Annotated in this window: 20 protein-coding genes and 1 tRNA gene; 13 read left to right on the forward strand and 8 right to left on the reverse strand. The window is 73.7% G+C overall.

From position 1 onward, the window contains the following. Positions 1–55: 55 nt before the first annotated feature. Complete coding sequence (locus ACQPYD_RS31585) at positions 56–1,066, forward strand: LacI family DNA-binding transcriptional regulator (protein ID WP_433699008.1); 1,011 nt, start codon at positions 56–58, stop codon at positions 1,064–1,066. Between the two features lie 144 nt (positions 1,067–1,210). Here ACQPYD_RS31585 and ACQPYD_RS31590 read toward each other — a convergent pair. The 3 genes from ACQPYD_RS31590 to ACQPYD_RS31600 form a co-directional block, all read right to left on the reverse strand. Then, positions 1,211–1,299: transfer RNA gene (locus ACQPYD_RS31590), tRNA-Ser, on the reverse strand. Between the two features lie 230 nt (positions 1,300–1,529). Further along, on the reverse strand, positions 1,530–1,862 hold the full coding sequence (locus ACQPYD_RS31595; protein WP_433699009.1) for a hypothetical protein: 333 nt from the start codon (positions 1,860–1,862) through the stop codon (positions 1,530–1,532). A gap of 64 nt (positions 1,863–1,926) precedes the next feature. Then, positions 1,927–2,688, reverse strand: coding sequence for a L,D-transpeptidase (locus tag ACQPYD_RS31600; RefSeq protein WP_433699010.1), 762 nt, complete (start codon positions 2,686–2,688; stop codon positions 1,927–1,929). A 228-nt stretch (positions 2,689–2,916) separates the two neighbouring features. Between ACQPYD_RS31600 and ACQPYD_RS31605 the strand changes: the two genes are divergently transcribed. Continuing rightward, complete coding sequence (locus ACQPYD_RS31605) at positions 2,917–3,624, forward strand: response regulator transcription factor (protein WP_433699011.1); 708 nt, start codon at positions 2,917–2,919, stop codon at positions 3,622–3,624. Further along, positions 3,605–5,800, forward strand: coding sequence for an ATP-binding protein (locus ACQPYD_RS31610; RefSeq protein WP_433699012.1), 2,196 nt, complete (start codon positions 3,605–3,607; stop codon positions 5,798–5,800). The genes ACQPYD_RS31605 and ACQPYD_RS31610 overlap by 20 nt, the downstream gene beginning before the upstream one ends. A 53-nt stretch (positions 5,801–5,853) precedes the next feature. On the opposite strand, the gene ACQPYD_RS31615 is transcribed toward ACQPYD_RS31610, so the two are convergent. After that, positions 5,854–7,818 carry a M3 family metallopeptidase gene (locus ACQPYD_RS31615; RefSeq protein ID WP_433699013.1) on the reverse strand — a complete coding sequence of 655 codons (1,965 nt, stop codon included), beginning with the start codon at positions 7,816–7,818 and terminating at the stop codon, positions 5,854–5,856. A 299-nt stretch (positions 7,819–8,117) separates the two neighbouring features. Here ACQPYD_RS31615 and ACQPYD_RS31620 point away from each other — a divergent pair, with 299 nt between their 5' ends. Next, positions 8,118–8,843 carry a hypothetical protein gene (locus ACQPYD_RS31620; RefSeq protein ID WP_433699014.1) on the forward strand — a complete coding sequence of 242 codons (726 nt, stop codon included), beginning with the start codon at positions 8,118–8,120 and terminating at the stop codon, positions 8,841–8,843. 83 nt (positions 8,844–8,926) lie between these two features. On the opposite strand, the gene ACQPYD_RS31625 is transcribed toward ACQPYD_RS31620, so the two are convergent. Beyond that, on the reverse strand, positions 8,927–9,913 hold the full coding sequence (locus tag ACQPYD_RS31625) for an ATP-binding protein (RefSeq protein ID WP_433699015.1): 987 nt from the start codon (positions 9,911–9,913) through the stop codon (positions 8,927–8,929). A gap of 310 nt (positions 9,914–10,223) precedes the next feature. Between ACQPYD_RS31625 and ACQPYD_RS31630 the strand changes: the two genes are divergently transcribed. From ACQPYD_RS31630 to ACQPYD_RS31645, 4 genes are all read left to right on the forward strand, one after another. After that, positions 10,224–10,793, forward strand: coding sequence for a DNA-3-methyladenine glycosylase I (locus tag ACQPYD_RS31630; protein ID WP_433699016.1), 570 nt, complete (start codon positions 10,224–10,226; stop codon positions 10,791–10,793). Positions 10,794–10,908: 115 nt separating this feature from the next. Continuing rightward, positions 10,909–11,733, forward strand: a complete 825-nt coding sequence (locus tag ACQPYD_RS31635; RefSeq protein ID WP_433699017.1) for an SDR family oxidoreductase — start codon at positions 10,909–10,911, stop codon at positions 11,731–11,733. Between the two features lie 138 nt (positions 11,734–11,871). Then, entirely contained in the window at positions 11,872–12,648 is a 777-nt protein-coding gene (locus ACQPYD_RS31640) for a TetR/AcrR family transcriptional regulator (protein WP_433699018.1), read from the forward strand. A gap of 180 nt (positions 12,649–12,828) precedes the next feature. Then, on the forward strand, positions 12,829–13,545 hold the full coding sequence (locus ACQPYD_RS31645; RefSeq protein WP_433699019.1) for a class I SAM-dependent methyltransferase: 717 nt from the start codon (positions 12,829–12,831) through the stop codon (positions 13,543–13,545). Positions 13,546–13,686: 141 nt separating this feature from the next. On the opposite strand, the gene rfbH is transcribed toward ACQPYD_RS31645, so the two are convergent. Beyond that, positions 13,687–15,009, reverse strand: a complete 1,323-nt coding sequence (gene rfbH / locus ACQPYD_RS31650) for a lipopolysaccharide biosynthesis protein RfbH (protein WP_433699020.1) — start codon at positions 15,007–15,009, stop codon at positions 13,687–13,689. Between the two features lie 327 nt (positions 15,010–15,336). Here rfbH and ACQPYD_RS31655 point away from each other — a divergent pair, with 327 nt between their 5' ends. Continuing rightward, the gene (locus ACQPYD_RS31655; RefSeq protein ID WP_433699021.1) at positions 15,337–16,335 is read left to right on the forward strand and encodes a Gfo/Idh/MocA family protein; all 999 of its coding nucleotides are present in this window, start codon (positions 15,337–15,339) and stop codon (positions 16,333–16,335) included. Positions 16,336–16,349: 14 nt separating this feature from the next. Here ACQPYD_RS31655 and ACQPYD_RS31660 read toward each other — a convergent pair whose 3' ends face one another. Continuing rightward, entirely contained in the window at positions 16,350–17,606 is a 1,257-nt protein-coding gene (locus ACQPYD_RS31660) for an activator-dependent family glycosyltransferase (protein WP_433699022.1), read from the reverse strand. Positions 17,607–17,795: 189 nt separating this feature from the next. On the opposite strand from ACQPYD_RS31660, the gene ACQPYD_RS31665 reads away from it, so the two are divergent. The 4 genes from ACQPYD_RS31665 (at position 17,796) to ACQPYD_RS31680 (ending at position 22,548) form a co-directional block, all read left to right on the forward strand. After that, positions 17,796–19,061: an activator-dependent family glycosyltransferase gene (locus ACQPYD_RS31665; RefSeq protein ID WP_433699023.1), complete on the forward strand. Its 1,266-nt coding sequence runs from the start codon at positions 17,796–17,798 to the stop codon at positions 19,059–19,061. 207 nt (positions 19,062–19,268) lie between these two features. Beyond that, positions 19,269–20,204, forward strand: coding sequence for an ATP-binding cassette domain-containing protein (locus tag ACQPYD_RS31670; protein ID WP_433699024.1), 936 nt, complete (start codon positions 19,269–19,271; stop codon positions 20,202–20,204). 2 nt (positions 20,205–20,206) lie between these two features. After that, on the forward strand, positions 20,207–21,400 hold the full coding sequence (locus ACQPYD_RS31675; protein WP_433699025.1) for an ABC transporter permease subunit: 1,194 nt from the start codon (positions 20,207–20,209) through the stop codon (positions 21,398–21,400). Beyond that, positions 21,397–22,548, forward strand: a complete 1,152-nt coding sequence (locus ACQPYD_RS31680) for an ABC transporter permease (protein WP_433699026.1) — start codon at positions 21,397–21,399, stop codon at positions 22,546–22,548. Before ACQPYD_RS31675 ends, ACQPYD_RS31680 begins: the two co-directional genes overlap by 4 nt. A gap of 120 nt (positions 22,549–22,668) precedes the next feature. Here ACQPYD_RS31680 and ACQPYD_RS31685 read toward each other — a convergent pair whose 3' ends face one another. Beyond that, positions 22,669–22,773 carry a SapB/AmfS family lantipeptide gene (locus ACQPYD_RS31685; RefSeq protein WP_267947205.1) on the reverse strand — a complete coding sequence of 35 codons (105 nt, stop codon included), beginning with the start codon at positions 22,771–22,773 and terminating at the stop codon, positions 22,669–22,671. Positions 22,774–23,403 lie beyond the last annotated feature (630 nt).

Below are 23,403 nucleotides of genomic sequence, written 5' to 3' on the forward strand. Positions count from 1 at the left end.
CCCTGCGGGCACACGGTACTTTTCGAGTCCACGGCCGCCGTCCCCGAGGAGTGCCATGCCCGAACCGACCAAGCGCGCGACCCTGCGGGACGTCGCGGCCGGGGCGGGGGTCTCGGTCGCCCAGGCCAGCTTCGCCCTCAACGGCACCGGCCGCGTGGCCCCGGCGACCGCGGAGCGGGTCCGCCGCGTCGCCGAGGAACTGGACTACCAGCCCGACGGCCGGGCCCGGGCGCTGCGCACCGGACGGCGCTCCGCCTACGGCGTGGTGATCCGGAACATGCGCAACCCCTTCTTCCTGGACGTGCTGCGCGGCATGGAGACCGCCGCGCACCGCGAGGGGGCGCTCCTGCTGATCATGAGCTCGGACTACGACCAGGAGCGGGAGGGCGCCGCGCTGCGCAGGCTCGCCGCCGAGGCGGTCGCCGGGATCGCCATCGCCCCCATCGGCCGGCGCGGCCGCCTCCTGGAGTGGATGGACCGCCACACCCATATCCCGGTGGTGGCCTTCAACTGCACACCGGAGCCCGACCGCGAGGGGGCCGCGAGCCGCCTGTCCACGGTCGGCCCCGACGACGACGCCGCCGTCTCCCTGGCCGTGGCGCACCTGGCGGAGCGGGGGCACCGCGAGGCCGTGCTGCTGACGGCGCCCGAGGCCCTGGCCGCCGACTGGGGACGCGAGGAGTCCTTCCTGCGCCGCTGCGCGGAGCACGGGATGGCCGGGGACGTGGTGCGCGGCCCGCTGGACCACGAGGCGGTGGCCCGCAGGTCCTCGGAGATGATGGCGCGCCCGGGCCACCGCGCCCTCGTCGTCAACTCCGACCACCTGGGCTCCGCCGTCTACGACGCCGCCCGCTCCCGGGGCCTGCGCGTGGGCCGGGACGTCAGCGTCGTGGGCCACGACGACCTGCCCACCTCCGCCCTGCTGGACCCGGGCCTGACCACGATCGCCGTGGAGCGCGAGGCCCTGGGGGAACAGATCATGGACCTGCTCGTGGAGGGCCCCGGCACCGCCGTGCGGCTGCCCGTGCGCTTGGTGGAGCGGGGGTCGGTCGCGCTCCTGGCATGAGGCGGCCGGGGGCGGCGGCGCGCGGCGCCGGGGGGAGCGACGCCCGGGGACGGCGTGGGCGCCCCGGCGTGCAACTGAGACTAAGACAGAGACCAGACACGCACGAAGGGCCCCGCGCCGAAGCGCGGGACCCCTCGTGATCTGCGGAGGATCGGGGATTTGAACCCCGGAAGGCGTTGCCACCTAACCGCATTAGCAGTGCGGCGCCATAGACCTGACTAGGCGAATCCTCCTGGCTGTGACAAGACTACAGACACCACGGACCGTTGCGCAAAACGAGGGCCCGGATCGCGGCACGGGGGCGCGCCGCACGCGGGTGGAGCGGCGGAGCGGAAGGCGCGCCCCCGGTCCGCCGCTCCCGTGCGGGGCCGCCGCGCGACGGCCGCGGCACCCCGGCACCGTGTTCCGCGGGGCTGCAGGGCCACGGGGCCGCGGGGCTCGCGCCCCGCGGCCCCGACGGGGGTCAGCCCGTGTAGTTCGGGTCCTGCTCGACCGGGGGAGCCGGGGCGGCCTCGGGCGCGACCGGGTCCGGCGCGACGGAGGCCCCCTCGCCCGGGGTCGGCTCCTCGGAGGGGGCCTCGACACCGGGCTCGGGCTCGGCGCACTCCCCCGGCAGGCCGGCCCCGCCCTCCTCGGGGGCGACCACGCCCTCGGCGGGATCGGCCGGGACGGGCACCGCCGGGCAGTCGCTCTGGGAGGGCGGGACGGCCGGCTCGTCGGCGGCGAACGCCGGGGCGGCGCCGAACAGGGCGAACGCCGCGATGCCGGCGGCGAACAGGCTGGTCTTCAGACGCATGGTGGGTCCTTCGGGTCGTTCGGTGTGTGCGGGGTACCGCCCCGCGCGGCGGTCCGGGCCGGGGTCAGCCGGAGATCTCGACCGGCGTGCCGATCGGCAGGTTCTCCGCCATCCACGTGACGTCGTCGTTGGAGACCCGGATGCACCCGTGGCTGACCTGGCGTCCCAGGGCGTCCTCGTCGTTGGTGCCGTGCACGGCGAGCTGGCCGGGGCCGCCCGCGAAGGTCTCCAGCGTCTCGGAGAAGCCGCTCAGCCCGAAGGCGTAGACGCCGTAGTCGCCGTCCGGGTCCGGGGGCCGGAGCAGTTCGGTGAAGTAGTAGCGGCCGGGCGGGGTGGGGGTCTCGTTCGCCCCCGTGCCGATCACCCCGGCGCGCACCTCCTCCTCTCCGTCGTGGACGGTGAACTCGAAGGCCTCCGTGTCGATCTCGACGCGGAACTCGGTGGTGGACAGCTCCACCTCGTCGCTCCTGATCCAGCCCGTGGAACCGTTGGGCCGGACCGGGAGGAGCACCTCCAGCCACTCGCCCTCGTTCCGTTCGACGAGGAACGTGCGGTCCACCCCGAAGTCGTTGGGGCTCGCGAGGGTCTGCGACGCCTCCGCGCCCTCCTTCTCGGCGTGGACGTCGATCTCCCCGCCGACGACCGTGGCGATCTCGACCGCCTCGGCGCCGGCGTCCCCGCCCGCCCCGGCGGCCGGTTCCCCGGTCCCGGGTGCGTCCTCGGACGCGGGTGCGGACGAGCAGGCCGTGAGAGCGGCCAGGGCCGCGGCGGCCGCGAGTGACGGCAGGGCCCCGGTGGTTCGTCGGGGCGGCGTGGATCGACGCATGGAATCCGTCCGGCTTCGTTCGGGGAGGCGTCCGGCGGACCGTTTCCCTTCCGGACGAGATCGAAGAATCGCGGACGGATGTGAAGAACCCGTGTGCCCGTCGTGTGTCTCCTGTGTGGTGACCTGGGGCGGCCCGGAACCGCCGGTCCGGGGCCCGCGGGGGACACGTACGATCGAGCCGCGGCCGGCCCCGGGACCGGCCGCCAACCGAGCCGAGCGGAGGTCGCCGTGTGCGCGCATGTGCTGGTCGCGGAGGACGACGTGAACCAGGCCGACCTGATCCGTCGCTACCTGGAGCACGAGGGCCACTTCGTCCGCGTGGTGCACGACGGGCGCGCCGCGGTCGAGGAGCACCACCGCGAGCGGCCCGACCTGGTCGTCCTGGACGTGATGATGCCGGTCATGAGCGGCCTCGAGGCGTGCCGCACGCTCCGCGCGGAGTCGGACGTCGCGGTGCTGATGCTCACCGCGCGCTCCACCGAGGAGGACCTGCTGACCGGCCTGGACCTGGGCGCGGACGACTACGTGACCAAGCCCTACAGCCCGCGCGAGCTGATGGCGAGGGTGCGCACGCTGCTGCGCCGGTCGCGGAGGGACCCCGACGGTCCGGACCGGGTGCTGCGCGCGGGCCCGGTCGCCGTGGACCCGTCACGGCACGCCGTGCGGGTGGACGGCGAGCCGGTGGAGTGCACGCCGGCCGAGTTCCAGCTGCTCGCCGCGCTGGCCGCCCGGCCGGGGCGGGTCCTCACCCGGGCCCAGCTGCTGGAGTACATCCACGGCATGAGCCGGTTCATCACCGAGCGCACGATCGACGTCCACGTGAAGAACCTGAGGAAGAAGCTGGAGCCGAACCCCCGCAAGCCGGTACGGCTGGTCACGGTCTACGGCGTCGGCTACAAGCTCGTCGGGGCCGGCGATGGCACGCCGCCGGGATAGGGGCGCCCCGCGGGCCCGCGGCCGCCGGGCGCGCCCCCGGGCCGGGGGAGCCCTGCGGCACAGCCTGCTGGCGCGCCTCCTGGCCAGTTCGGTGCTGGTGGCGGTCTGCTCGATCACCGCGACGGCCTGGCTGGCGGTGCAGGGGACGTCGGAGTCGATCAGCGTCCAGCAGGGCGAGACCCTCGCGGTGGACACCCGCATCCACGACACCCTCGTCGCGTACGCGGCCACCCACCCCGCGTGGGACGGGGTGGGGCCGACGGTGGAGGAGCTGGCGGACGAGACGGGGCGGCGGATCGCCCTGACGACCGAGAGCCACGGCCTGCTGGCGGACTCGGCGGGCGGCGACCGGCCGCTCCCCTACCGCACGTCCTCGGTGATCGACCCGCTGGCGGTGGACGTCACGCTGGCGTCCGACCTCGCGGGGCGCATCGACCCGCGCGCGGTGGGACCGTTCGCCCTGTCCCGGGAGGACCGGTCCCGGCTGCTGGAGGTCGCGGAGGCCGGGGCGGCCTGCCTGAGCGGGGTGTACGGGCTGGCCGCGGAGGTGGAGACCGTGCCGAGCGGGCGCCCCTCCGTGACCGGGGACCCGGTGGACGGCGCCGTGTGGGCCGACTGCGGGCTCGACGCGCTGGACGAGCCGACCGGGGGCGAGCGGGAGGCCCTGGCGGAGTTGAACCGCCTGGTCGCCTCCTGCCTCGACCTCGGGGAGGACGAGCTGCCCGGGGCGGAGTTCCGCATGGACGGCGCCGCCGGGGTCCCGGTGGCCGAGCCCGTGGGGGACGGGGCCCCGTCGGCGGCGGCGGACGAGGCGCGTGCCCCCCGGGAACCGGTGGAGGAGGAGCCCGGGGACTCCGGGGACGGCCCGGGCGTGCCCGCCGTTCCGAGCGAGGAGCCCGCCGACGGCGGATCGGTCGAGGCGCCCGAGGTCGGGCCGGCTCCGCCCGGGCTCCCGGAGGCGCCGATCGCCCCGGGACAGGAGGCCCCGGCGCCCACCCCCGCCCCCGACCCCGTGGCCCCGCAGCCGTCCGAGGAGCCGTCCCCTCCCGGGCCCCCGAGGTTCGACGCGCGCACCTCGGCCTGCCTCGACTCCGGTGTCCGCGAACAGCTCGATCCCTACGTGGCCCCCGCAGCGCTGCTGTTCATCGACGACCCGTCGGAGGAGCCCGAGACCGGACTGTCCCTGTCCCGCGAGGGCCTCCTGCGCGTCGCCGGGGTGGTGCTGCTGGTACTGGTGCTGACGGTGGTGGTGAGCGTGGCCGTGTCGACCCGCCTCGTCCGCCCGGTCCGCGCGCTGACCGACGCCGTGCGGCGCATGCGCGCCGGGCAGGGGACGGCGCGGGTCGAGGTGAGCGACTCGGGGGAGATCGGGCAGCTCGCGGCCGCGTTCAACGAGATGTCGGAGCACCTGGCGCGGTTGGAGGACCAGCGCAAGGCGATGGTCAGCGACGTCTCCCACGAGCTGCGGACACCGCTGAGCAACCTGCGGGGCTGGCTGGAGGCCGCCCAGGACGGGGTCGCGGACCTGGACCGGGAGCGCATGGGGATGCTGGTCGGCGAGACGCTCCTGCTCCAGGACATCATCGACGACCTCCAGGACCTGGCGCTGGCGGACGCGGGGAAGCTGCGGCTGTCCCCGGAGCCGCTCGACGTGGGCGCACTGGCGGCGCAGGTGGTGGACGGCCAGCGCCTGCGGGCGGAGACGGCGGGGCTGCGGCTGGTCGTGGAGGCGGAGGACGCGGTGGCCGTGGTCGACCGGACCCGGCTGCGGCAGATCGTCGGGAACCTGGTGGGCAACGCGCTGCGGCACACACCGGCCCCCGGGACGGTCGCCGTCCGGGTGCGGCGCGCGGGCGGGGCCGCGGGCCCGGCGGGCGGGCCGCTCCGGGACGGCTCCGGCGGCGACGTCGTCGTGGAGGTGGAGGACACGGGGGTCGGCATCGCACGGGAGGACCTCCCGCACGTGTTCGACCGGTTCTGGCGCGCGGACAAGTCGCGCAACAGGCGCACCGGCGGCAGCGGCCTGGGGCTGGCCATCGTGCGCGGCCTGGTGGAGCTGCACGGCGGGTCGGTCTCGGTGGAGAGCGTGCGGGGCGAGGGCACCGTCTTCACGGTGCGCCTGCCCTCGGCGGGCCCTCCGGACCGGCCGGAGCCGCCGGGGCCGTCGGCGTCCTGAGCCCCGGCCCGGCGCCTCCGGCCCCCGCGGCGGGGGACCCCCGGTCCCGCCGCCTACTCCAGGCCGCGGCGGCGCAGCAGGGGCTCCATCCGCGGCTCGCGGCCGAGGAAGCCGCGGAAGGCCTCCATCGGGTCGGCGCTCCCGCCGACCGAGAGCACCCGCTCCCGGAAGCGCTCACCGTTCTCCCGGGTGGGGCCGCCGTTGGCGGTGAACCACTCCACGGCCTCCGCGGCGAGGACCTCGCTCCACACGTACGAGTAGTAGCCGGCGCTGTAGTCGTTGGAGAACACGTGCATGAAGTAGGCGGTGCGGTAGCGGGGACGCACCTGCGCCAGGCCGAGGCCCCATGCCTCCAGGGCCCGCTCCTCGAAGTCGGCCGGGTCCACGTCCTCCCCGGCGCCGATGCGGTGCCAGGACCAGTCGAGCAGCGCCGCCGCGAGGTACTCGACGGTCGCGAAGCCCTGGTTGAACCGCGTGGCCGCGGCCATCCTCTCGACGAGCTCGGCGGGCACGGGTTCGCCGGTCTCGTGGTGCCTGGCGTAGTTGGCGAGGACCTCCGGCCGGTGCGCCCACATCTCGTTGGCCTGGGAGGGGAACTCGACGAAGTCGCGGGGGACGCTGGTGCCCGAGAAGCGGGGGAAGCGCACCGCCGAGAACAGGCCGTGCAGGGTGTGGCCGAACTCGTGGAAGGCCGTGCGGACCTCGTCGAGGGTGAGCAGCGTCGGCCCGGACGCGGGCTTGGTGATGTTGAGGTTGTTGACCACCACGGGCCGTTCGTCCAGGAGGAACGACTGGTCGACCAGGTTGTGCATCCAGGCCCCGCCGCGCTTGGTGGGGCGGGCGTAGGGGTCGAGCAGGAACAGCCCGAGCCCGGTCCCGTCCTCCTCGAACACCTCCCACACGCGCACGTCGGGGTGGTAGCCGCGCAGGTCCGTGCGCTCGGCGAAGGTGACGCCGTAGAGGAGGGTGGCGGCGTGGAGGACCCCGTCCCGGTAGACCCGGTCCAGCTCGAAGTAGGGCCGTAGTGCGCCCTTGTCGAAGTCGTGGCGCGCCAGTCGGACCTTCTCGGCGTAGAAGGGCCAGTCCCACGGTTCGACGGGGTGCCCGGCGTGCTCGGCGAGGGCCTCGGCCTCCTTCTCGGCGTTGCGGACGGCGGGGCCGACCAGCTGACCGAGCCGTTCCTCGACCGCCCCGACGGTCCTCGCCGTCTGGTCGGAGACCTTGAGGGAGGCGTGGTCGGGGTGGCCGAGCAGGTTGGCCCGCTCGACCCGCAGCGCGGCGATCCGCGCGGCGAGACCGGGGTTCTCCGGGGCGCGCTCCGTGCTGAGGGTGTACAGCCGCTCGCGGGTGGCGCGGTCGGTGAGCTGGGCGAGCGCGGGCTGCACGGTGAAGTTGAGCAGGGGGAGCACGTACTCCCCGTCCTTCTCGACCGCCCTGATCTGGGCCTCGTCCAGGCCGTCGAGCAGGGCGGGGTCGTGCACGACGAGCGCGGACTCCGAGGAGGCGCGGAGCACGTTCTGCGCGAACTCCGTGGCGAGGCCGGCGAGCTCCTCGTTGAGCTGCCGCAGCCTGGCCTGCTGCTCCTCCGCGAGGTCGGCCCCCGCGGCGGCGAAGTCGGTCCTGTACCGCTCCAGGAGGCGGGTCTCCTCCGGTCCCGAGGCGGTGACCTGCTCGATCCGCCGCCACAGGGCGCGGTGGAGGGAGACGGCGTCCCGGTGGTTGGCGGCCCTCGGGGCGATCTCCTTCTCGATCTCCCTGATGCCGTCGGTCGCGTCCGAGCCGGCCAGGGTGCGGAACACGGCCTCGACGCGGCGGAGGATCCTGCCGGACCGCTCCAGGGCCGCGAGCGTGTTGTCGAAGGTCGGGGGCTCGGGATCGTTCGCGATCGCGTCGACCTCGGCCAGGTGTTCGGCCATGCCCCGCTCGAACGCCGGGAGGAAGTGCTCCTCGCGGATGCTCGCGAAGTCGGGCAGCTGGTAGGGCAGACCACTGGGAGCGAAGAACGGGTTGTCGGTCAAGGCTCGGGCTCCTCGTGATTCGTGCGCGTCGGCCTGGCGGTCCGTGTGCCTGGAATGGACACGTGTGCCGGGAATGCCGGTGCCGTTCTATCGCGACCGGCCCGCGCTGTCACACCGGTTCCGCCCGGGCGCGCACGCTCCCGCCCGGAACCGCTGTCCCGTCGGGGTTTGCGGGAACCGGGGTCCCCGCCCGGACGTCCGAGGCAGGGGGGGACGGCTCCCGTTCTCCCTCCCGGGCCCCGGGCACGCGCGGCTCCGGACCGGCCGCACTTCCCCGCGAAAGCCCCCCGGAGGCCCCTGTGCACCATCCCCCGCACCCCCCGCCGTCCGCGCAGCCGGGCCGGGTCCCGACCCGGACCGCCGGGGGCTACGCCCGGGCGTACCGGCGGCGGCGCGTCACCGGGTTCGCCCTGGTGGGGGCGGCCCTCGCCGTCATGGCGGGGAACTTCGCGACGATGGTCGTCGCCGCCGAGGCGGAGGGACCCTTCGGGCTGCTCAGAGGCGCGGCATGGGCGCGGTCGGTCCATACCTGGGCCGACACGGTCGGCGTCCTCGCCCTGGTGACCGTTCCACTGCTCATGGGCTCGGCCCTGGCGTACACCATGGTGAACCACTGGCCGCCACCGGACCGGCTCCCCCCGTGGACGGCGCCGGAGGACCTGCGTCCCGCGCAGGCCCTCGTCCGGCACGGGCTGATCGGCTCCGATGCCCGCGTCAACCAGGTCGCACGGGCGGTGTCGGACGCGACTGTCGCGCACGCCTCCTTCCTGCCTCCGCCGTTGCGGTCCGCGCTCGTCACCGTGTCGGTCGCGTCCACCGCCCTGATGCTCGCGGGCGGCCTCTACGTGACCGCCCGGGCCCTCCTGGAGGAGGACCTGAACGGCTTCGCGACCGGTGTGCACACCGTCCTCATGTTCACCGGCTTCCTGTGCCTGCTCCCCCTCACGAGTGCCAGACAGGCGAGAGCGCGCCGGTACCTCGCCCTGTACGACGCGGCCCACCGGCGGGCGGGCCGGCACGGCTGACCCGGCGCCCGATCCGGTGTCCGGCCGCCGGGGTCCGCTCCGGTACCGGCGGGCGCGGAGGGGGAGCGCGCCCGGACACGGGGTCACGGGCCGCCGGGGGCGCCGATGACGTAGGGGTCGGGCAGGGGGAGGTCGCCCTCCAGGGGCATCTCGACGACGGGCACGTACCTGCCTGCCGCCTCGCCGCCGTACTCGTCGCTGTAGTTGAGGACTCCGCCCCCGGCGGGGACGCGGTACGCGTTGTTGAGCAGCATCAGCTGTGCTCCGACCATGCTCGCCGTGGGCGGTCCGCCGTCGAGGTCCATCCTGTTGGTCATCCGGATCGCGGTGGCGGCGACGGCGAACGCGTCATGGTTGACCAGGGCGTATCCGTTGTTGAAGGCGGTGGTGTCCCCGACGTCGGGGACGGCTTCGGGGTCCGCGCCGTACTCGTGGAAGGCGTTCACGAAGGACGCGTAGTCGGGGGGTGCGTCCGCCGAGGGGTCCCCGGACCCCCAGCGGGGGTCGATGGCCGACGCGTAGACCAGCGTGGTGTTCCCCTCCTCCAGCCGGGCCATGGCCTCCCCGTCGTCCAGGATGGTCAGGCCGGTGGCGACGAACAGCACGCGGAGGGGCCGGTCGAGGCAGCTCCGGTACGCGAGGGACTCCAGGAACGCGTCGAGGTCGGGGGCCCGGCCCGCGAAGAGCACGGTGTCGTTCTCCGAGGCGCACACGTTCTGCGTCACGGTGCCGAACAGCCCCGCCTGCGGCGTGTCGCCGACGGTCGTGCCGACGTACTCCTGGGGGTGGGAGGAGAGGGCGGCGAAGACCTCGGGGACGCTGGAGTGGAATCTGACGGACGCGAGGTCGATATGGGCGTAGGGAACGCCGATGCTTTCCAGCTCGCGCGCCTTGTGCAGGATGAAGTGGGATTTGCCGAATCCCTGCGGACCGTGGACCAGCATGATCGGCCGCCGCCGCCCCGCCGGGCCGGTCCAGTGGGGTGTGACGAGCTCCTCGTAGTAGACGGCCTGCTCCTCCTGGCCCACCGGCGGTTCCCGGTGGTTCTCCGTCTCCGCGCCGATCGTCACGACCAGGTCCTCTCCGGCTCACCGTTTCGGCCTGCCACCGCTACATGATGCGCATTCTCGGCGGATTTATGACCTGCGCCGATTTTCGTGACGCACGCGTTACCCTGTCCCCTCCCCTCGGGATGGCTTTCGACCCTCGTGCGAATATTGGTGCCGGTGTTTTAGTTGAAAAATGAAACACTCTTCCAGGGCGCTCCGTTTCCGCGCGCGGGGAGGGGGCTCCGCCTCTCGGGGAGGAACCGCCCCGCCCCCGGACGGTCGGCGGTCTCCGCGACAATGCGGTGACCGCCGTCGACACCGAGGAGCTCCCATGCCCGACCAGGACCAGCGCTGCGCCTGGGCCCGGAACGCGTCGGACCTGATGAAGGCCTACCACGACGAGGAGTGGGGCAGGCCGTCCCGGGACGACGCGTACCTGTTCGAGCTGCTCGTGCTGGAGGGCGCCCAGGCCGGGCTCTCCTGGTCCACGGTGCTCGGCAAGCGCGAGAACTACCGCCGCGCGCTGCACGGCTTCGACCGCGCCCGGATCGCCGGGTACGGCCAGGAGGACGCCGACCGGCTCCTCGCGGACCCCGGCATCGTCCGCAACCGGCTCAAGGTGGCCTCGGTGGTGCGCAACGCCCGCTCCTTCGAGCGGGTGCGCGAGGAGCACGGCAGCTTCGCCGGCTACCTGTGGGGCTGGGTGGACGGCGAGCCCGTGGTCAACCGCTTCACCGAGCCGTCACAGGTCCCGGTGAGCACCCCGCTGTCCGACCGCGTCAGCAAGGACCTCAAGGCGCGCGGCTTCAACTTCGTCGGCACCACGATCGTGTACTCCTACCTCCAGGCCGTCGGGGTGGTCGACGACCACCTGGCCGGGTGCCCCGCCGCCTCCGCCTGAGCCGCCGCGCGCCGCCGTGGTCCGCCGCTCTTCCGCGCCTTGTTCCGTACGGTGTACTGTACGCCATACGTAAACGGCGGGCACGACCCCGCCGCCCCCACTGGAGGAGAGAGCCATGACGTTCCTCGTCGCGGGCGCCACCGGAACCGTCGGCCGCCACGTCGTCGACCAGCTGCTCGACGCCGGGCTCCCGGTCCGCGCGCTCACCCGCGACCCCGGTCGCGCCCGTCTCCCGGAGGGGGCGCGGGCGGTGCGCGGCGACCTCACCGACCCCGACAGCCTCGTCCCCCACCTGGAGGGGGTGGTCGGCCTGCACCTGATCACGTTCGGCGGGGACGACTACGCGCCCCTCGACACGGCGCCGCGGATCGTCGGGCTCGCCGAACGGGCGGGGGTCCGCCGGGTGACGGTCCTGTGCGACTTCCACCCGGGTCCCGTCGAGGAGGCCCTGGCCGCGAGCTCCCTCTCCTGGACGCTCCTGCACCCGGTCGAGTTCATGGCCAACACCCTCGACTGGGCCGGGTCCGTCGTCGAGGAGGGCGTGGTCAGGGAGGCCCGCACCCACCCCAGCGCCCTGGTGCACGAGGCGGACATCGCCTCCGTGGCGGTCACCGCCCTCACCGAGGACGGACACGGCGGCCGCGCCTACCCCCTCACCGGCCCGGAGGCGCTGACCCCCGGGGAGCGGGTGGCGGTGCTCTCCCGGGCGGCCGGCCGGGAGATCGCGCTGGTCCGGATCAGCCCCGAGGAGGAGGCCGGGCGGCTGCGCGCCCTGGGCCACGACGAGGAGTACGTCGACTTCGCCGCCCGGCTGGCCGCGGACCCCCCGGAGGTGGGCACCCGGCCCCTGCTCACCGTCGAGGAGGTCACCGGGCGGCCCGCCCGCGGGTTCGCGGCGTGGGCCGAGGAGCACAGGGACGCCTTCCTCGGCCGGGTCTGAACGCCCTCGCGGGGACCGCGCACCGGGAGCCCGGCCACCGTGCCGCGGGCCCGGGGGCGGCCCGGAACCGGCGACCGCCCGGCGTGACCGCCCTGCCGTACACTGACCGGGCACCGGACCGGAAGAGCAGGGCGGTCAATGTCCACTCAGCACACCACGAGCGGCGACCCCGCGCGCAGCCTGGCCCTGCTGTGGCGCACCCAGGAGCCCACCAGCAGGCGCAACAAGCCCGACCTGAGCGTGGACCGGATCGTGTCCGTGGCCTCCGGGCTCGCCGACGCCGACGGGCTCGCCGCGCTGTCCATGCGCAAGGTCGCCGAACGCCTCGGCGTCGGCACGATGTCCCTGTACACCTACGTCCCGGGCCGGGGCGAGCTGATCGACCTGATGCTCGACGCCGCCTACGCGGGCCTGCACGCGGACGGCGGACGGCCCGACGGCTGGCGGGACCGGCTGGGCGCGATCGCGCACGCGAACTGGCGCCTGTTCCTGCGCCACCCGTGGATGCTCCATGCCTCCCGGGGGCGCCTGCTGGGCCCGAGCCTCGTCGCCAAGTACGAGTACGAGCTGTCCGCGGTCGACGGCCTCGGCCTGACCGACGGAGAGATGGACTCCACGGTCAGCCTGGTCAACAGCTATGCGGAGGGCGCCGCCGCCCAGGCCGTCGCGGTCGGCGAGACCGAGCGGGCGTCGGGCATGACCGACGGCCAGTGGTGGCGCGCCCACGGCCCGGTCCTCGCCTCCCTGATCAGGGACAGCGACTATCCGACGGCCTCCCGCGTGGGAAGCTCCGTCGGGCGGGAGCACCGGACCGTCTACCCCGCCGAGCACGACTTCGCGTTCGGGCTGGAGCGCGTCCTGGACGGGATCCAGGTCCTGGTGGACTCCCGGTCCTCCTCCGCGGACGGCGTGTAGTTCCGCCGGGCACGGCCCCCGGCCCCGGCCGCCGGGCCGCGGACGGGGCGGACGGCCGTGCGGCCCCGCCGGCGCCGACCGCGACCCGCCGGGAGGGAAGGCGCCCGGTTTCCGGTGCCCGGCGTCCCCCGGGTCGATACGGTGAGGTCCGGACCCACACGGAGCGAAGCGGGGAGCGGTATGGGGGACATCGGCCTGTCGTTGATCGGGGACCTGTACCGCGAGTACCGCGACCCGCTGGCGAAGGTGCGCGACGCGCAGCGCGCGTTCCACCGCGCCACGCGGGACCGCATGACCCCGCAGCTCGACGACCTGGAAGCGGAGATCACCTACCTGCTCCTGCGCGAGGCCCGTCCGGACACGGTGATGGAGCTGGGCACGTTCCACGGCTGGTCCACGACCTGGATCCTGTCGGCGCTGCGCGACAACGGGACGGGGACGCTGCACTCCTTCGACATCGTGGACAACGTGGTGGCGAACGTGCCCTCCGAGCTGTCGCTGGGCCGCTGGGAGTTCCACAAGGGCGACATCCGGGAGAACATGTCCCGGGTTCCGGAGGAGATCGGCTACCTGTTCGTGGACGCGGCCCACAACGGCCGGTTCGCGCGGTGGTACCTGTCGGAGCTGTTCCCCCGGGTCGCGCCCGGGACCCCGGTCAGCGTCCACGACGTCTTCCACGGCAAGCGGGCCCTGCCGCTGACCGAGGGGGCGGTCGTGCTGGCGTGGCTGCGGAGGACGGGCACGGACTTCTTCACGCCGTCCCGCCGGAAGGCGCCCGCCCCGTACACGGCGCTCCTGGAGCTCAAGGAGGAGCTGGGCCTGGGGGAGCCGGTGCGCACCAGCAGGGACAACCCGATGATCTACTTCCGGATGCCCGAGCACCTGCCGTCCGTGTGAGCCGCGCCCCGGCGCGTTCCGATCGCGGGACGCGCCGGGGCCGCCGGGCTTCCGCCGACCGCGCGGCGCGCCCTTCGCGCGGGGGCGTCCCGTCGGGGTCTGCGCCCGGCCGCCCCCTCGGCGACCGCGGGCGGGCCCGGGTCAGGGGGCGGCGGCGCCCCGCTCCTTGACGAACTCGGTGATGGAGGAGACCACGTAGTCGATCATCTCGTCCGTGAGGCCCGGGTAGACCCCGGTCCAGAACGTCTGTTCGGTGGCGATGTCGCTGTTGTCCAGGTTCTCCGCCACCCGGTGCGGGCGGTCGAGGTAGGCGGGGTGGCGGGTGAGATTTCCCGCGAAGAGCAGCCGGGTGCCGATCCTGCGTGACTCCAGGAACCGGATGAGCTCCGCCCTGCCGAACGGCGCCTCCGGATCGACGGTGACGACGAATCCGAACCAGCTCGGGTCGCTGCCCGGCGTGGCCTCCGGGAGGATCAGGCCGGGCACTCCGTCCAGCCCCTCCCGCATCCGGCGCCAGTTGCGCCGCCGGGCCTCCCCGAAGGAGTCCAGCTTCTCCAGCTGGGTGAGGCCGAGCGCGGCCTGGAGGTCGGTTCCCTTCAGGTTGTAGCCGACGTGCGAGAACGTGTACTTGTGGTCGTACCCCTGCGGCAGGGTGCCCAGCTGGTAGCTGAAGCGCTTCCGGCAGGTGTCGCTCTCCCCCGGCTCGCACCAGCAGTCGCGGCCCCAGTCGCGCATGGACTCCACGACGCGCGCCAGCAGGAGGTTGGACGTCAGAACGCACCCGCCCTCCCCCATGGTGATGTGGTGGGCCGGGTAGAAGCTGACCGTGGAGAGGTCGCCGAAGGACCCCGTCACCTGCCCGTCGTAGTACGAGCCCACCGCGTCGCAGTTGTCCTCGACGAGGAACAGGCCCCGGTCCTCCGCGATCTGCGCGATCTCCCGGGCCTGGAAGGGGTTGCCCAGGGCGTGGGCGATCATGATCGCCCGGGTGCGGGGGCCGATCGCCCTCTCCACGCGCTCCGCCGTCGTGTTGTACGTGCGCAGGTCGATGTCCACGAACACGGGCACGAGCCCGTTCTGGAGGATGGGGTTGACGGTCGTGGGGAACCCCGCCGCCACCGTGACGACCTCGTCGCCGGGGCGCAGTCGCTCGTCCTCCAGCAGGTGGGAGGTCAGGGACGACAGCGCCAGCAGGTTGGCGGAGGACCCCGAGTTCGTCAGGTGGGCCTTGCGGCGCCCGAGCCTCCGGGCGAACACCGACTCGAACCGGCGCGCGCTCCTGCCCGCCGCGATGCGCATGTCGAGGGCGGCCTCGGCGAGCGCCACCCGGTCGTCCTCGTCCAGGACGGCGCCGGACGGCCAGATCTCCGTCACGCCCGGCACGAACTCGCGCTCGGTCCGCCTGGACCGGTGGTAGGCGCGGACCGCGTCGAGCACGGCCGCGGCCTCGTCACTCGTCTCCATGCGTGGTTCTCCCCTCCTGGGCGGGCGGTGCGGGAGGGCGCAAGCGCCGCCGACCGCCCCCGTGGACACCGGATCTCGGCCGTCCGGGGTCTGTGCGCCCCGGCACGGCGCCGGACACACTAGGGCATGTTCCGTGCAAGCCCCCCGCCGCGCGGGGGCCGGCGCCCGCGCGCTCCGGCAGGAGCGGGGACCGCCCGGCGCCCGGCGGGCCGGGCCCGGGCACGGCGGTGTCCACCTCCGTCGCGCTCTGGCAGTATGTGCGGCGGCGCGACCGGAGTGGGCCGCGGCAGCCGGCGCTCGGGAGCCGGCCGACACGAGGGAGGTCGTGTGTCCTCGACGCTCGGAAGGACGGGAGCACCGGTGCGGCTCGGGGTGCTCGGCTGCGCCGACATCGCGTGGCGGCGCGTCCTGCCGTCCGTCGCGGCGACGCCCTCGGTGCGGCTCGTCGCGGTCGCCAGCCGGGACGCCGCCAAGGCGCGCCGGTTCGCGGACCGCTTCGGCGGCGAGGCGGTCACGGGCTACGCGGACCTCCTCGCGCGGGACGACCTCGACGCCGTGTACGTGCCGCTGCCCGTCGGCCTGAGGCACGAGTGGGTCGGGCGCGCCCTGGCGGCGGGTCTGCACGTCCTCTCCGAGAAACCCCTCACGGCCGGCCCCGACGCGTCGGCCGAACTGCTGGCCGAGGCCGGGCGGCGCGGCCTGACCGTCATGGAGAACTTCGCCTTCCGGTACCACCGGCAGCACCACGAGCTGAGGCGGCTGGTCTCGGAGGGCGCGATCGGGCGCCCGCGCGCGCTCATGTGCGAGTTCGGGGTGCCCGAGCGCGCTCCCGGGGACATCCGGCACGACCCCTCGCTGGGCGGTGGGGCGCTCCTGGACGTGGGCGTGTACCCGCTGGCGCTGGCGCAGTTCCTGTGGGGCGACGGACTCCGGGTGAGCGGCGCGGTCCTGGAGCACGGCGCCGGCACGGGTGTGGACGTGCGCGGCTCGGTCCTGCTGCGCGCCCCGGACGGCGGGACGGCGCAGGCGGGGTTCGGGTTCGGGCTGCACTACCGCAACGAGTACACGGTCTGGGGGGAGGCGGGCGCCGTCCGGCTGGACCGCGCCTTCACCCCGCCGGAGACACTGCGGCCGACCCTGGAGCTGCGGACCGGGGCGGGGGCCGAGGACCTGCTGTTGGAGCCGGACCACCAGTTCCGCAACCTCCTGGACGCCTTCGCCGACGGTGTCCGCGGTGCGGCGCCGGTGGACACGGCGCCGGTCCTGGAGCTGGCCGGCCTCGTCGACCGCGTTCGCCGGAGCGCGGCGGAGGCCGTCACCGGCTGAGACCGGCCCGGGGTTCAGCCGCGTGCGAGTCCCACGAGCGCGTCCGCGAGTTCGGCCGGGGACGGCAGGGCCTCCATCGCCTCGCGCACGCCCGCGGCCCCCCGGGCGAAGGACGGGTCGTCCAGGAGCCGGGAGGCCGACCGGCTGATCGTCTCCGCGGTCATCGCCCGGTGGGGGACGGTGACGGCCGCTCCCCCGTCGGCGAGCATGTCGGCGAGCATCGGGTCGTCGAACCAGCTGGGGACGATCACCTGCGGAACGCCGTGCGCCAGCCCGGTCAGGACCGTTCCCCATCCTCCGTGGTCGACCATGGCGTCGCAGGTGGGGGCGAGTGCGTGCAGGGGGACGTACTCGGTCAGGCGGGTGTTGGCGGGGACGGGGCCCAGGGCGTCCTGCTCGTGGGCGGGCAGGGTCGCCACGACCTCCGCGTCCAGGTCGGCCAACCCCTCCAGCAGCGCGCGGAACAGGGCCTTGCCCCCGCTGTCCTGGCCCATGAGGGTCGTGCCGAGGGTGAGGGCGATGCGGGGGCGTTCGGGCGGGGTGCGCAGCCAGCCGGGGACCACGGCCCTGCCGTTGTAGGGGACGTAGCGCATCGGCAGGTAGGTGAGGTCGTCGGGGGTGGGGACCCTGAGGGAGGCGGGGACCTGCTCGACGGTGGCCTGTCCGTGGACCAGGGTCTCGGAGAACTCCACCCCGTACCGGGCGGCGCGCGCCCCCAGCCAGGCGGCCAGGGGGTCCTCCCTCCCGGCCGCGGGCTGCTCGGCCATCCGGGCCAGGAAGCGGCGGCGGGTGCGGGCGAAGATGTCGGCGCCCCAGAGGTAGCGCACGTGGGCCGCCCCGCACGCCTGCGCCGCGATCGCGCCCGCGAAGCTCACCGATCCCCACACGACGAGGTCGGGCCTCCACTCCCGGCACAGCGCCACCAGGTCCTGCTCCATGGGGTCGTTCACCATCCGCCACCACCACGGCACGACCGTGCGGTAGCCCTCCAACAGGTAGTCCCAGGAGACCTCGTCGTCGGGAGCGGTCACCCGCCCGAACAACGGTGCGTCGTTCAGGGTGTCGTGGAGGTCGAAGACCTTCATCGTCCGCCAGAAGCCGTGGTCCCGGCCGACCGGGACGAAGGGCAGACCCGTCGCCGCCACCGTCGGCCCCAGCGCGGGCTGGCTCGCCACCCGCACCTCGTGCCCCGCGGCCCGCAGCGCCCACGCCAGGGGCACCATCCCCAGGAAGTGCGGCTTCTCCGCAGCCACCGTCAACAGCACACGCAACGTCCCGCACCTCCTCGAAGCGCTTCGGAGACTAGGGGAGGGGACGCGGCGCGTCCACCCGGGGCGGCCGGTTCGGGGCGAGTGGCGCCCCGGCCGGAACTGGTAGACATGGCGCCGCGCCGCGGGACGCCCCGCGCGTCGTCCGAACCCCCAGCGCCGACGTCGGCCGCGACCCGAGGAGAGCCCACCGTGCGCGTCGTCGTGGCGTCCCTGGCAGAGAAGACGAACTTCCTGAGCCTGGTCCCCGTGGCCTGGGCCCTGCGCGCGGCCGGGCACGAGGTGCGGGTGGCGAGCCAGCCCGCCCTGGGATCCGTCGTCCGGCACACCGGTCTGCCGTTCGTCCCGGTCGGCCGGGACCACGGCTTCTGGCGGCACCTGACCGCGCGCTCCTCCTTCGACGGGCTGCGCGGTGGGGTGCCCCTCTTCTCCGCCTTCGGCAGCGGGCGCGGGCAGCGCCCCTGGGCGGAGGAGCTGGAGGACTACAAGCAGGTCGTCACCTGGTGGTGGCGGATGGTGAACGACCCCATGGTCGACGACCTGGTGGCGTTCTGCCGGGAGTGGAGGCCCGACCTCGTCGTCTGGGAGCCCATCACCTTCTCCGGCGCGATCGCGGCGCAGGCGTGCGGCGCGGCCCACGTGCGCCATCCCTGGGGCGCGGACGTCTTCGGCGCCGTGCGCGCGCGGTTCCTGGCGCGGATGGCCGAGCAGCCCGGGGCCGAGAGGGAGGATCCCCTGGCCGACTGGCTGGGCGCCCGCGCCGCCCGGTACGGGGTGGAGTTCTCCGAGACCCTGGTCCACGGACAGGCCACCGTCGAGCAGGTCCCCGCGTCCCTGAGGGTGGACACGCCCTCCCACCTGGACTACCTGCCGATGCGCTACGTCCCCTACAACGGCAGGGCCGTGGTCCCCGGCTGGCTGCGCACCCCGCCCGGACGCCCCCGCGTCGGGCTCAGCCTCGGGTCGAGCACGGCGGCGTGGCTGGGCAGGTTCGGGGTGGACGTGCCCATGGTCCTGGAGGGGCTGGCGGACCTGGACGTGGAGGTCGTCGCCACCCTGCCCGCCCACGAGCAGGCCAAGCTCGGCGCCGTCCCCGCCAACGCCCGCCTGACCGAGTACGTGCCCCTGCACGCACTCGCCCCCACCTGCGCCGCGATGATCACCCACGGGGGGACGGGCACCGTCCTGACCGGGCTCGCGCACGGGGCGCCCCAGCTGGTCTCCCCCCGGCCCACGTTCGACGAGTCCCTGCTGGCCTCGTCCGTGGCCGGTCTCGGCGCGGCCCGGGTGCTGGCCCCCGAGCGGGTCACCCCCGAAGCCGTGGCCGCCGGGGTACGCGCACTCCTGGACGACCCCCGCCACACCAGGGCCGCCGACGCCCTGCGCGAGGAGATGGCCGCCATGCCCTCCCCCACCGACCTCGCCCACACCCTCACCGGCCTCGCCCACCGGCGCTGACCCCCCGCGCGACCCCGGGGCGAATACCTGCGGAAATGGCGCCGGTATCACTCCGCGCCCCTTCCTATGGTTCACTGACCCGGCACCGGGCGCGGCACGGGAAAGGTCTCCATGAACAACCTCCCGGAGACGGCGGGGGAGAAGCGCGATTCCGACTCAGCACGCCCCGGCTGATCTACGCAGGCACCGAGAATTTGAGGAGCACCCGTGCCCATTCTGGAAGTCAGGGGAGTGAGCAAGAGATATGGCAGGAACCAGGCGGTGGACGATGTCAGCTTCTTTATCGAGGAAGGTGAGACCTACGGCCTCCTGGGCCCGAACGGGGCGGGCAAGTCCACCACGATCGGCATGATCACCGGCATCCTGCAGCGCGACTCGGGGTCGATCACGGTCGACGGCATCGAGCACAGCGTGACGAACAGGAAAAGCAAGTCCCTGATCGGCTTCGTCCCGCAGGAACTCGCCCTCTACCACGACCTCAGCGCGCGCGACAATCTCCGCTTCTTCGCCCGCCTCTACGGGTTGTCGAAATCCGAGGCGCGCGCCAAGACCGAAGAGGTCCTGGAAACGGTCGGTCTTTCCGACCGCGCCGGTGAGGCCGTATCCCAATTCTCGGGCGGAATGGCACGCCGTCTCAATATCGGTCTCGGCCTGCTCAACAGTCCCCGGCTCCTCATTCTGGACGAGCCGACGGTCGGCGTGGACCCGCAGAGCCGAAACTCCATCCTGGAGAGCGTCCACACGCTGACCCGGGGCGGGGTCTCGGTGCTCTACACGACGCACTACATGGAGGAAGCGGAGCGCCTGTGCGACCGCGTCGGCATCATCGAGGCCGGGAAGATCCGGGCCGAGGGCACGCAGCGTGAGCTGGTCTCGCAGGTCGGTGAGGACGACACGGTCCTGATCACCCTGGACGCCCCCGGCGAGAGGGTGCTGGACGTCCTGCGCGCGCTGGAGCCGATCGACGAGGTGTCCTCCGAGGGGACGCAGGTCCGGCTCCTCACCTCCAACGCCAGGGACGCCCTCCCCCTCATCCTGGACACGCTCACCAGGGCCGGCGCCGGGATCCGGTCGGTCGAGGTCCAGGAACCGGACCTCGAGGCCGTCTTCCTCAGCCTCACCGGGAAGGGACTCCGGGAGTAGCGATGTCGAACGGACCCAACACGCTCACCATGATCGCGGCCATCGTGGCCAAGGACGTACGCCAGCGGCTCCGGGACGGCAGCCTGCTGGTCTTCGGGCTCCTGCTGCCCCTCGGCGTGGCCTTCTTCTTCAACATGCTGCTCGGCGACGACACCTCCCGGCAGACGGGCTCCGAGTACGTCGTCGTCGACAGCGACGCCGGCTCCCTCGGCCGGGAGTTCGTCGACGCGGCCCTGCGGCCCCTGGCCGACGACGGGGTCCTGGAACTGACCACGGCGGACTCCGAGGACGAGGCGCGCGCACTGGTCGAGGACGGCAGCGTGGACGCCGCGTTCCTCGTCCCGGAGGACTTCACCGAGTCCCTGGAGGACGGCGACGACGCGGTGCTCACCGTCGTCGGGGACGCCGACGCCCCCGTCGCGACCCACATCGCCCGGGAGATCGGCCGCGCCTTCGCGACCGAGCACCTGCGCATCCGCCTCGCTGTCGCTTCGGGCTTCGACTCGGAGCCGAGCCCCGAGGACGCGGCCCTCCTCCTGGAGGAGGCCGAGGCCGCCGAGGCGCCCCTCGTCCTGTCCGAGGACTCGGAGCTGGAGTGGCGGGAGCTGGGCAACGCCACCTACTACTCCGCCTCGATGGCGTTCTTCTTCGTCTTCTTCGCGGCGATGTTCAGCGTCACGAGCATCTTCGACGAGAAGGCCGGCGGGACCCTGGCCCGCCTGCTGGCCAGCCCGATCCCGCGCGGGGCGATCCTGATCGCCAAGCTCACCAGCGGCCTGGTCATCGGCCTCGCGAACATGGCCGTGCTGGCCGTCGCGACCTCGGTCTTCTTCGGCGCCGACTGGGGCGACCCCCTGGGCGCCGGCGCGCTGATCCTCACGGGCGTGATGGCCGTCATCGGCCTCACCGCGGCCGTGGCGAGCTTCGCCCGGAGCTCGGAGCAGGCCGCCAACTGGCTGTCGGTCCTGGCGATGCTGCTCGGGGTGTTCGGCGGGGCGCTGTTCCCCATCTCGCAGCTCAACGGCCTGGCGATCGTCAGCTACCTGACGCCCCACCGGTGGTTCCTCCTCGGACTGGGCGAACTCTCCGCGGGAGGTCTCGACGTGGTCCTCCTTCCGTGCGCGGTGCTCCTCGCCCTCGGCCTCGTGGGCACCACCGTCGCGCTGTTTCGTATGGGACGGATGGTGAACGCATGAAGCCGCTGATCATCGGGGTCCTCAACCTCCGTCGCGTGTTCCGGGACCGGACGAACATCTTCTTCGTCCTGCTGCTCCCCTTCCTCATGGTCTTCATGATGGGCCTGATGTACGGAGAGGGCCGGCCCGTGCTCGCGGTCTCCTCCCCGTCGCAGGCAGGGCTCGGCGACCGCCTGGTCGACGCGCTGGAGGAGGACGAGCGGATCGACGTCCTGCACATGGACGAGGGCGAGATGCGCGACCTCGTCGAGGGCGGCGACGTCCAGGCCGGGCTCGTCATCCCCGACGACTACGAGGACCGGATCCGGGCCGGCGAACGCGCCGAGCTGGAACTCGTCACTCGCAGTGACGACCTGGCCGCCGCGGACGTGGGCATCTGGGTGCGCTCGGTCGTGACCCGGGAGTCCTCCCTCCTGAGCACCGCGCAGGTGACGGGGTCCGTCCGGGACGACGGGTTCGACGAGCGGTTGGAGAACGCCTCGGAGACCGAGGTGCCCGGCATCGAGGTGGAGGTGACGACCTCAGGGGACGCCACCTTCCCCGAGGGCCTCTCCTCCCACAGCCTCGCGGCGCCGCCCCTGCTGCTGCTCTACACCTTCATCACGGCGCTGACCACGTCCCTGGGCATCGTGCAGGCGAGACGCTCGGGGGTGCTGCGGCGCATGTACGCGTCGCCCACTTCGGCGGGGTCCATCGTGCTGGGCGAGGCCCTGGGCCGGTTCCTCATCGCCCTGACCCAGGCGCTGCTGATCCTGTTCGGATCGGCCCTGATGTTCGGCGTGGACTGGGGCGACCTGCTGGCGACCTCCGTGGTGGTCACGGCCTTCTGCCTCGTCAGCAGCGGAGCCTCGCTCCTGCTCGGCAGCCTCGCCCGGACCGAGGGAGGCGCGTTGGCCGCGGCCGTGGGGATCAGCCTCGGCGCCGGGGCGCTCGGGGGGACCATGCTCCCGCTGGAGTCGTTCGACGGGACGATGGCGACGATCGCGTTCCTCACCCCGCACGCGTGGGGTTACGACGCCTTCAGCGAGCTGATCCGCAACCAGGCGACCCTCACGGACGTGCTGCCGCACATCGGCGTGCTCCTGGGGTACGCGGCGGTCCTGCTGACACTGGGCGTCTGGCGCTTCCGCGGCGCCGTCACCGCGTAGGGGACGGGCCCGGAACGGCGGGTTGCCGCGACCGGAGGACCGGTCGCGGCAACCCTTCTCTCCTCAGGCGGCGGTGGCGGTCCCCCGGTCGGGGCCCGTCACCGCCCGGTGGGGACGACGTCAGCTGCAGCTCACGAGGCTGAGGCCGCTGTTGAGGAGGACGCCTTCCTCCAGGAGGGACTCCGACTCGAGGACCTGCAGGTCGAGAACTTCGCTCACGGCCATTTTTTCACCTTTCAGGAGAAAGGAATCCCGGCCGGGGACTCGGAACAAACCGTGACCCTGCCGCGACTCCGTCCGACCTTTGTGGCCAGGACTGCCTCACGATAACAGCGCACTCACCGGGAATCCGTGCCGATTTACCCGGGGGCGATTCCTCCGAGCCTCCCATTCCCCGCACGGCGCCGGTTCCGCCAATGACTCCAGCAGTCGCCGGAAGCCCTGCGGGAGCCCTCTCCTCCCCGGCGCCGGCCTGGACGGAGGGCCTGCTCGGCCGACGCCGCCGCGGTGTGCCGCCGGTCCTTCCGGCGCTGCTCCCCCGGGCTCCCGGACGCAGGACGCCCCGGACCGCGAGGGCGACGGATGCCTGGTGAAACGGGCCTTTCCGACCGCTCCGCCCGGCACTCCCCGGGGCCGTCCCGCGGGGCGGGACGCCACCGCGGACGCCCCGGACCGCGACCGGGGGCGTCCGCGCCGGAAACGGGACAGAAAGGGCGACTAAGGTACGTGGACCGAGCCCGCGTGTCCCGCTGGCGGGACACGCGGCGAGCGCCCCGCCACCCTTTGCCCCGGGTTCCGGGAATGGGTGTCCCCCACCGTGCGCCGGGGACGGCACCGACGCGAACCGATAAAGAG

Source organism: Nocardiopsis sp. CA-288880, from assembly GCF_050955985.1.
In the GTDB taxonomy this organism is placed as follows: domain Bacteria; phylum Actinomycetota; class Actinomycetes; order Streptosporangiales; family Streptosporangiaceae; genus Nocardiopsis; species Nocardiopsis tropica.

Excerpts from the sequence above, each read along its gene's own strand:
- ACQPYD_RS31680 (WP_433699026.1), top strand. The coding sequence starts at position 21,397 with ATGAAGCCGCTGATCATCGGGGTCCTCAACCTCCGTCGCGTGTTCCGG.
- ACQPYD_RS31645 (WP_433699019.1), top strand. The coding sequence starts at position 12,829 with ATGGGGGACATCGGCCTGTCGTTGATCGGGGACCTGTACCGCGAGTAC.
- ACQPYD_RS31595 (WP_433699009.1), bottom strand. The coding sequence starts at position 1,862 with ATGCGTCTGAAGACCAGCCTGTTCGCCGCCGGCATCGCGGCGTTCGCC.
- ACQPYD_RS31630 (WP_433699016.1), top strand. The coding sequence starts at position 10,224 with ATGCCCGACCAGGACCAGCGCTGCGCCTGGGCCCGGAACGCGTCGGAC.
- ACQPYD_RS31600 (WP_433699010.1), bottom strand. The coding sequence starts at position 2,688 with ATGCGTCGATCCACGCCGCCCCGACGAACCACCGGGGCCCTGCCGTCA.
- ACQPYD_RS31635 (WP_433699017.1), top strand. The coding sequence starts at position 10,909 with ATGACGTTCCTCGTCGCGGGCGCCACCGGAACCGTCGGCCGCCACGTC.
- ACQPYD_RS31640 (WP_433699018.1), top strand. The coding sequence starts at position 11,872 with ATGTCCACTCAGCACACCACGAGCGGCGACCCCGCGCGCAGCCTGGCC.
- ACQPYD_RS31585 (WP_433699008.1), top strand. The coding sequence starts at position 56 with ATGCCCGAACCGACCAAGCGCGCGACCCTGCGGGACGTCGCGGCCGGG.
- rfbH (WP_433699020.1), bottom strand. The coding sequence starts at position 15,009 with ATGGAGACGAGTGACGAGGCCGCGGCCGTGCTCGACGCGGTCCGCGCC.
- ACQPYD_RS31610 (WP_433699012.1), top strand. The coding sequence starts at position 3,605 with ATGGCACGCCGCCGGGATAGGGGCGCCCCGCGGGCCCGCGGCCGCCGG.
- ACQPYD_RS31685 (WP_267947205.1), bottom strand. The coding sequence starts at position 22,773 with ATGGCCGTGAGCGAAGTTCTCGACCTGCAGGTCCTCGAGTCGGAGTCC.
- ACQPYD_RS31675 (WP_433699025.1), top strand. The coding sequence starts at position 20,207 with ATGTCGAACGGACCCAACACGCTCACCATGATCGCGGCCATCGTGGCC.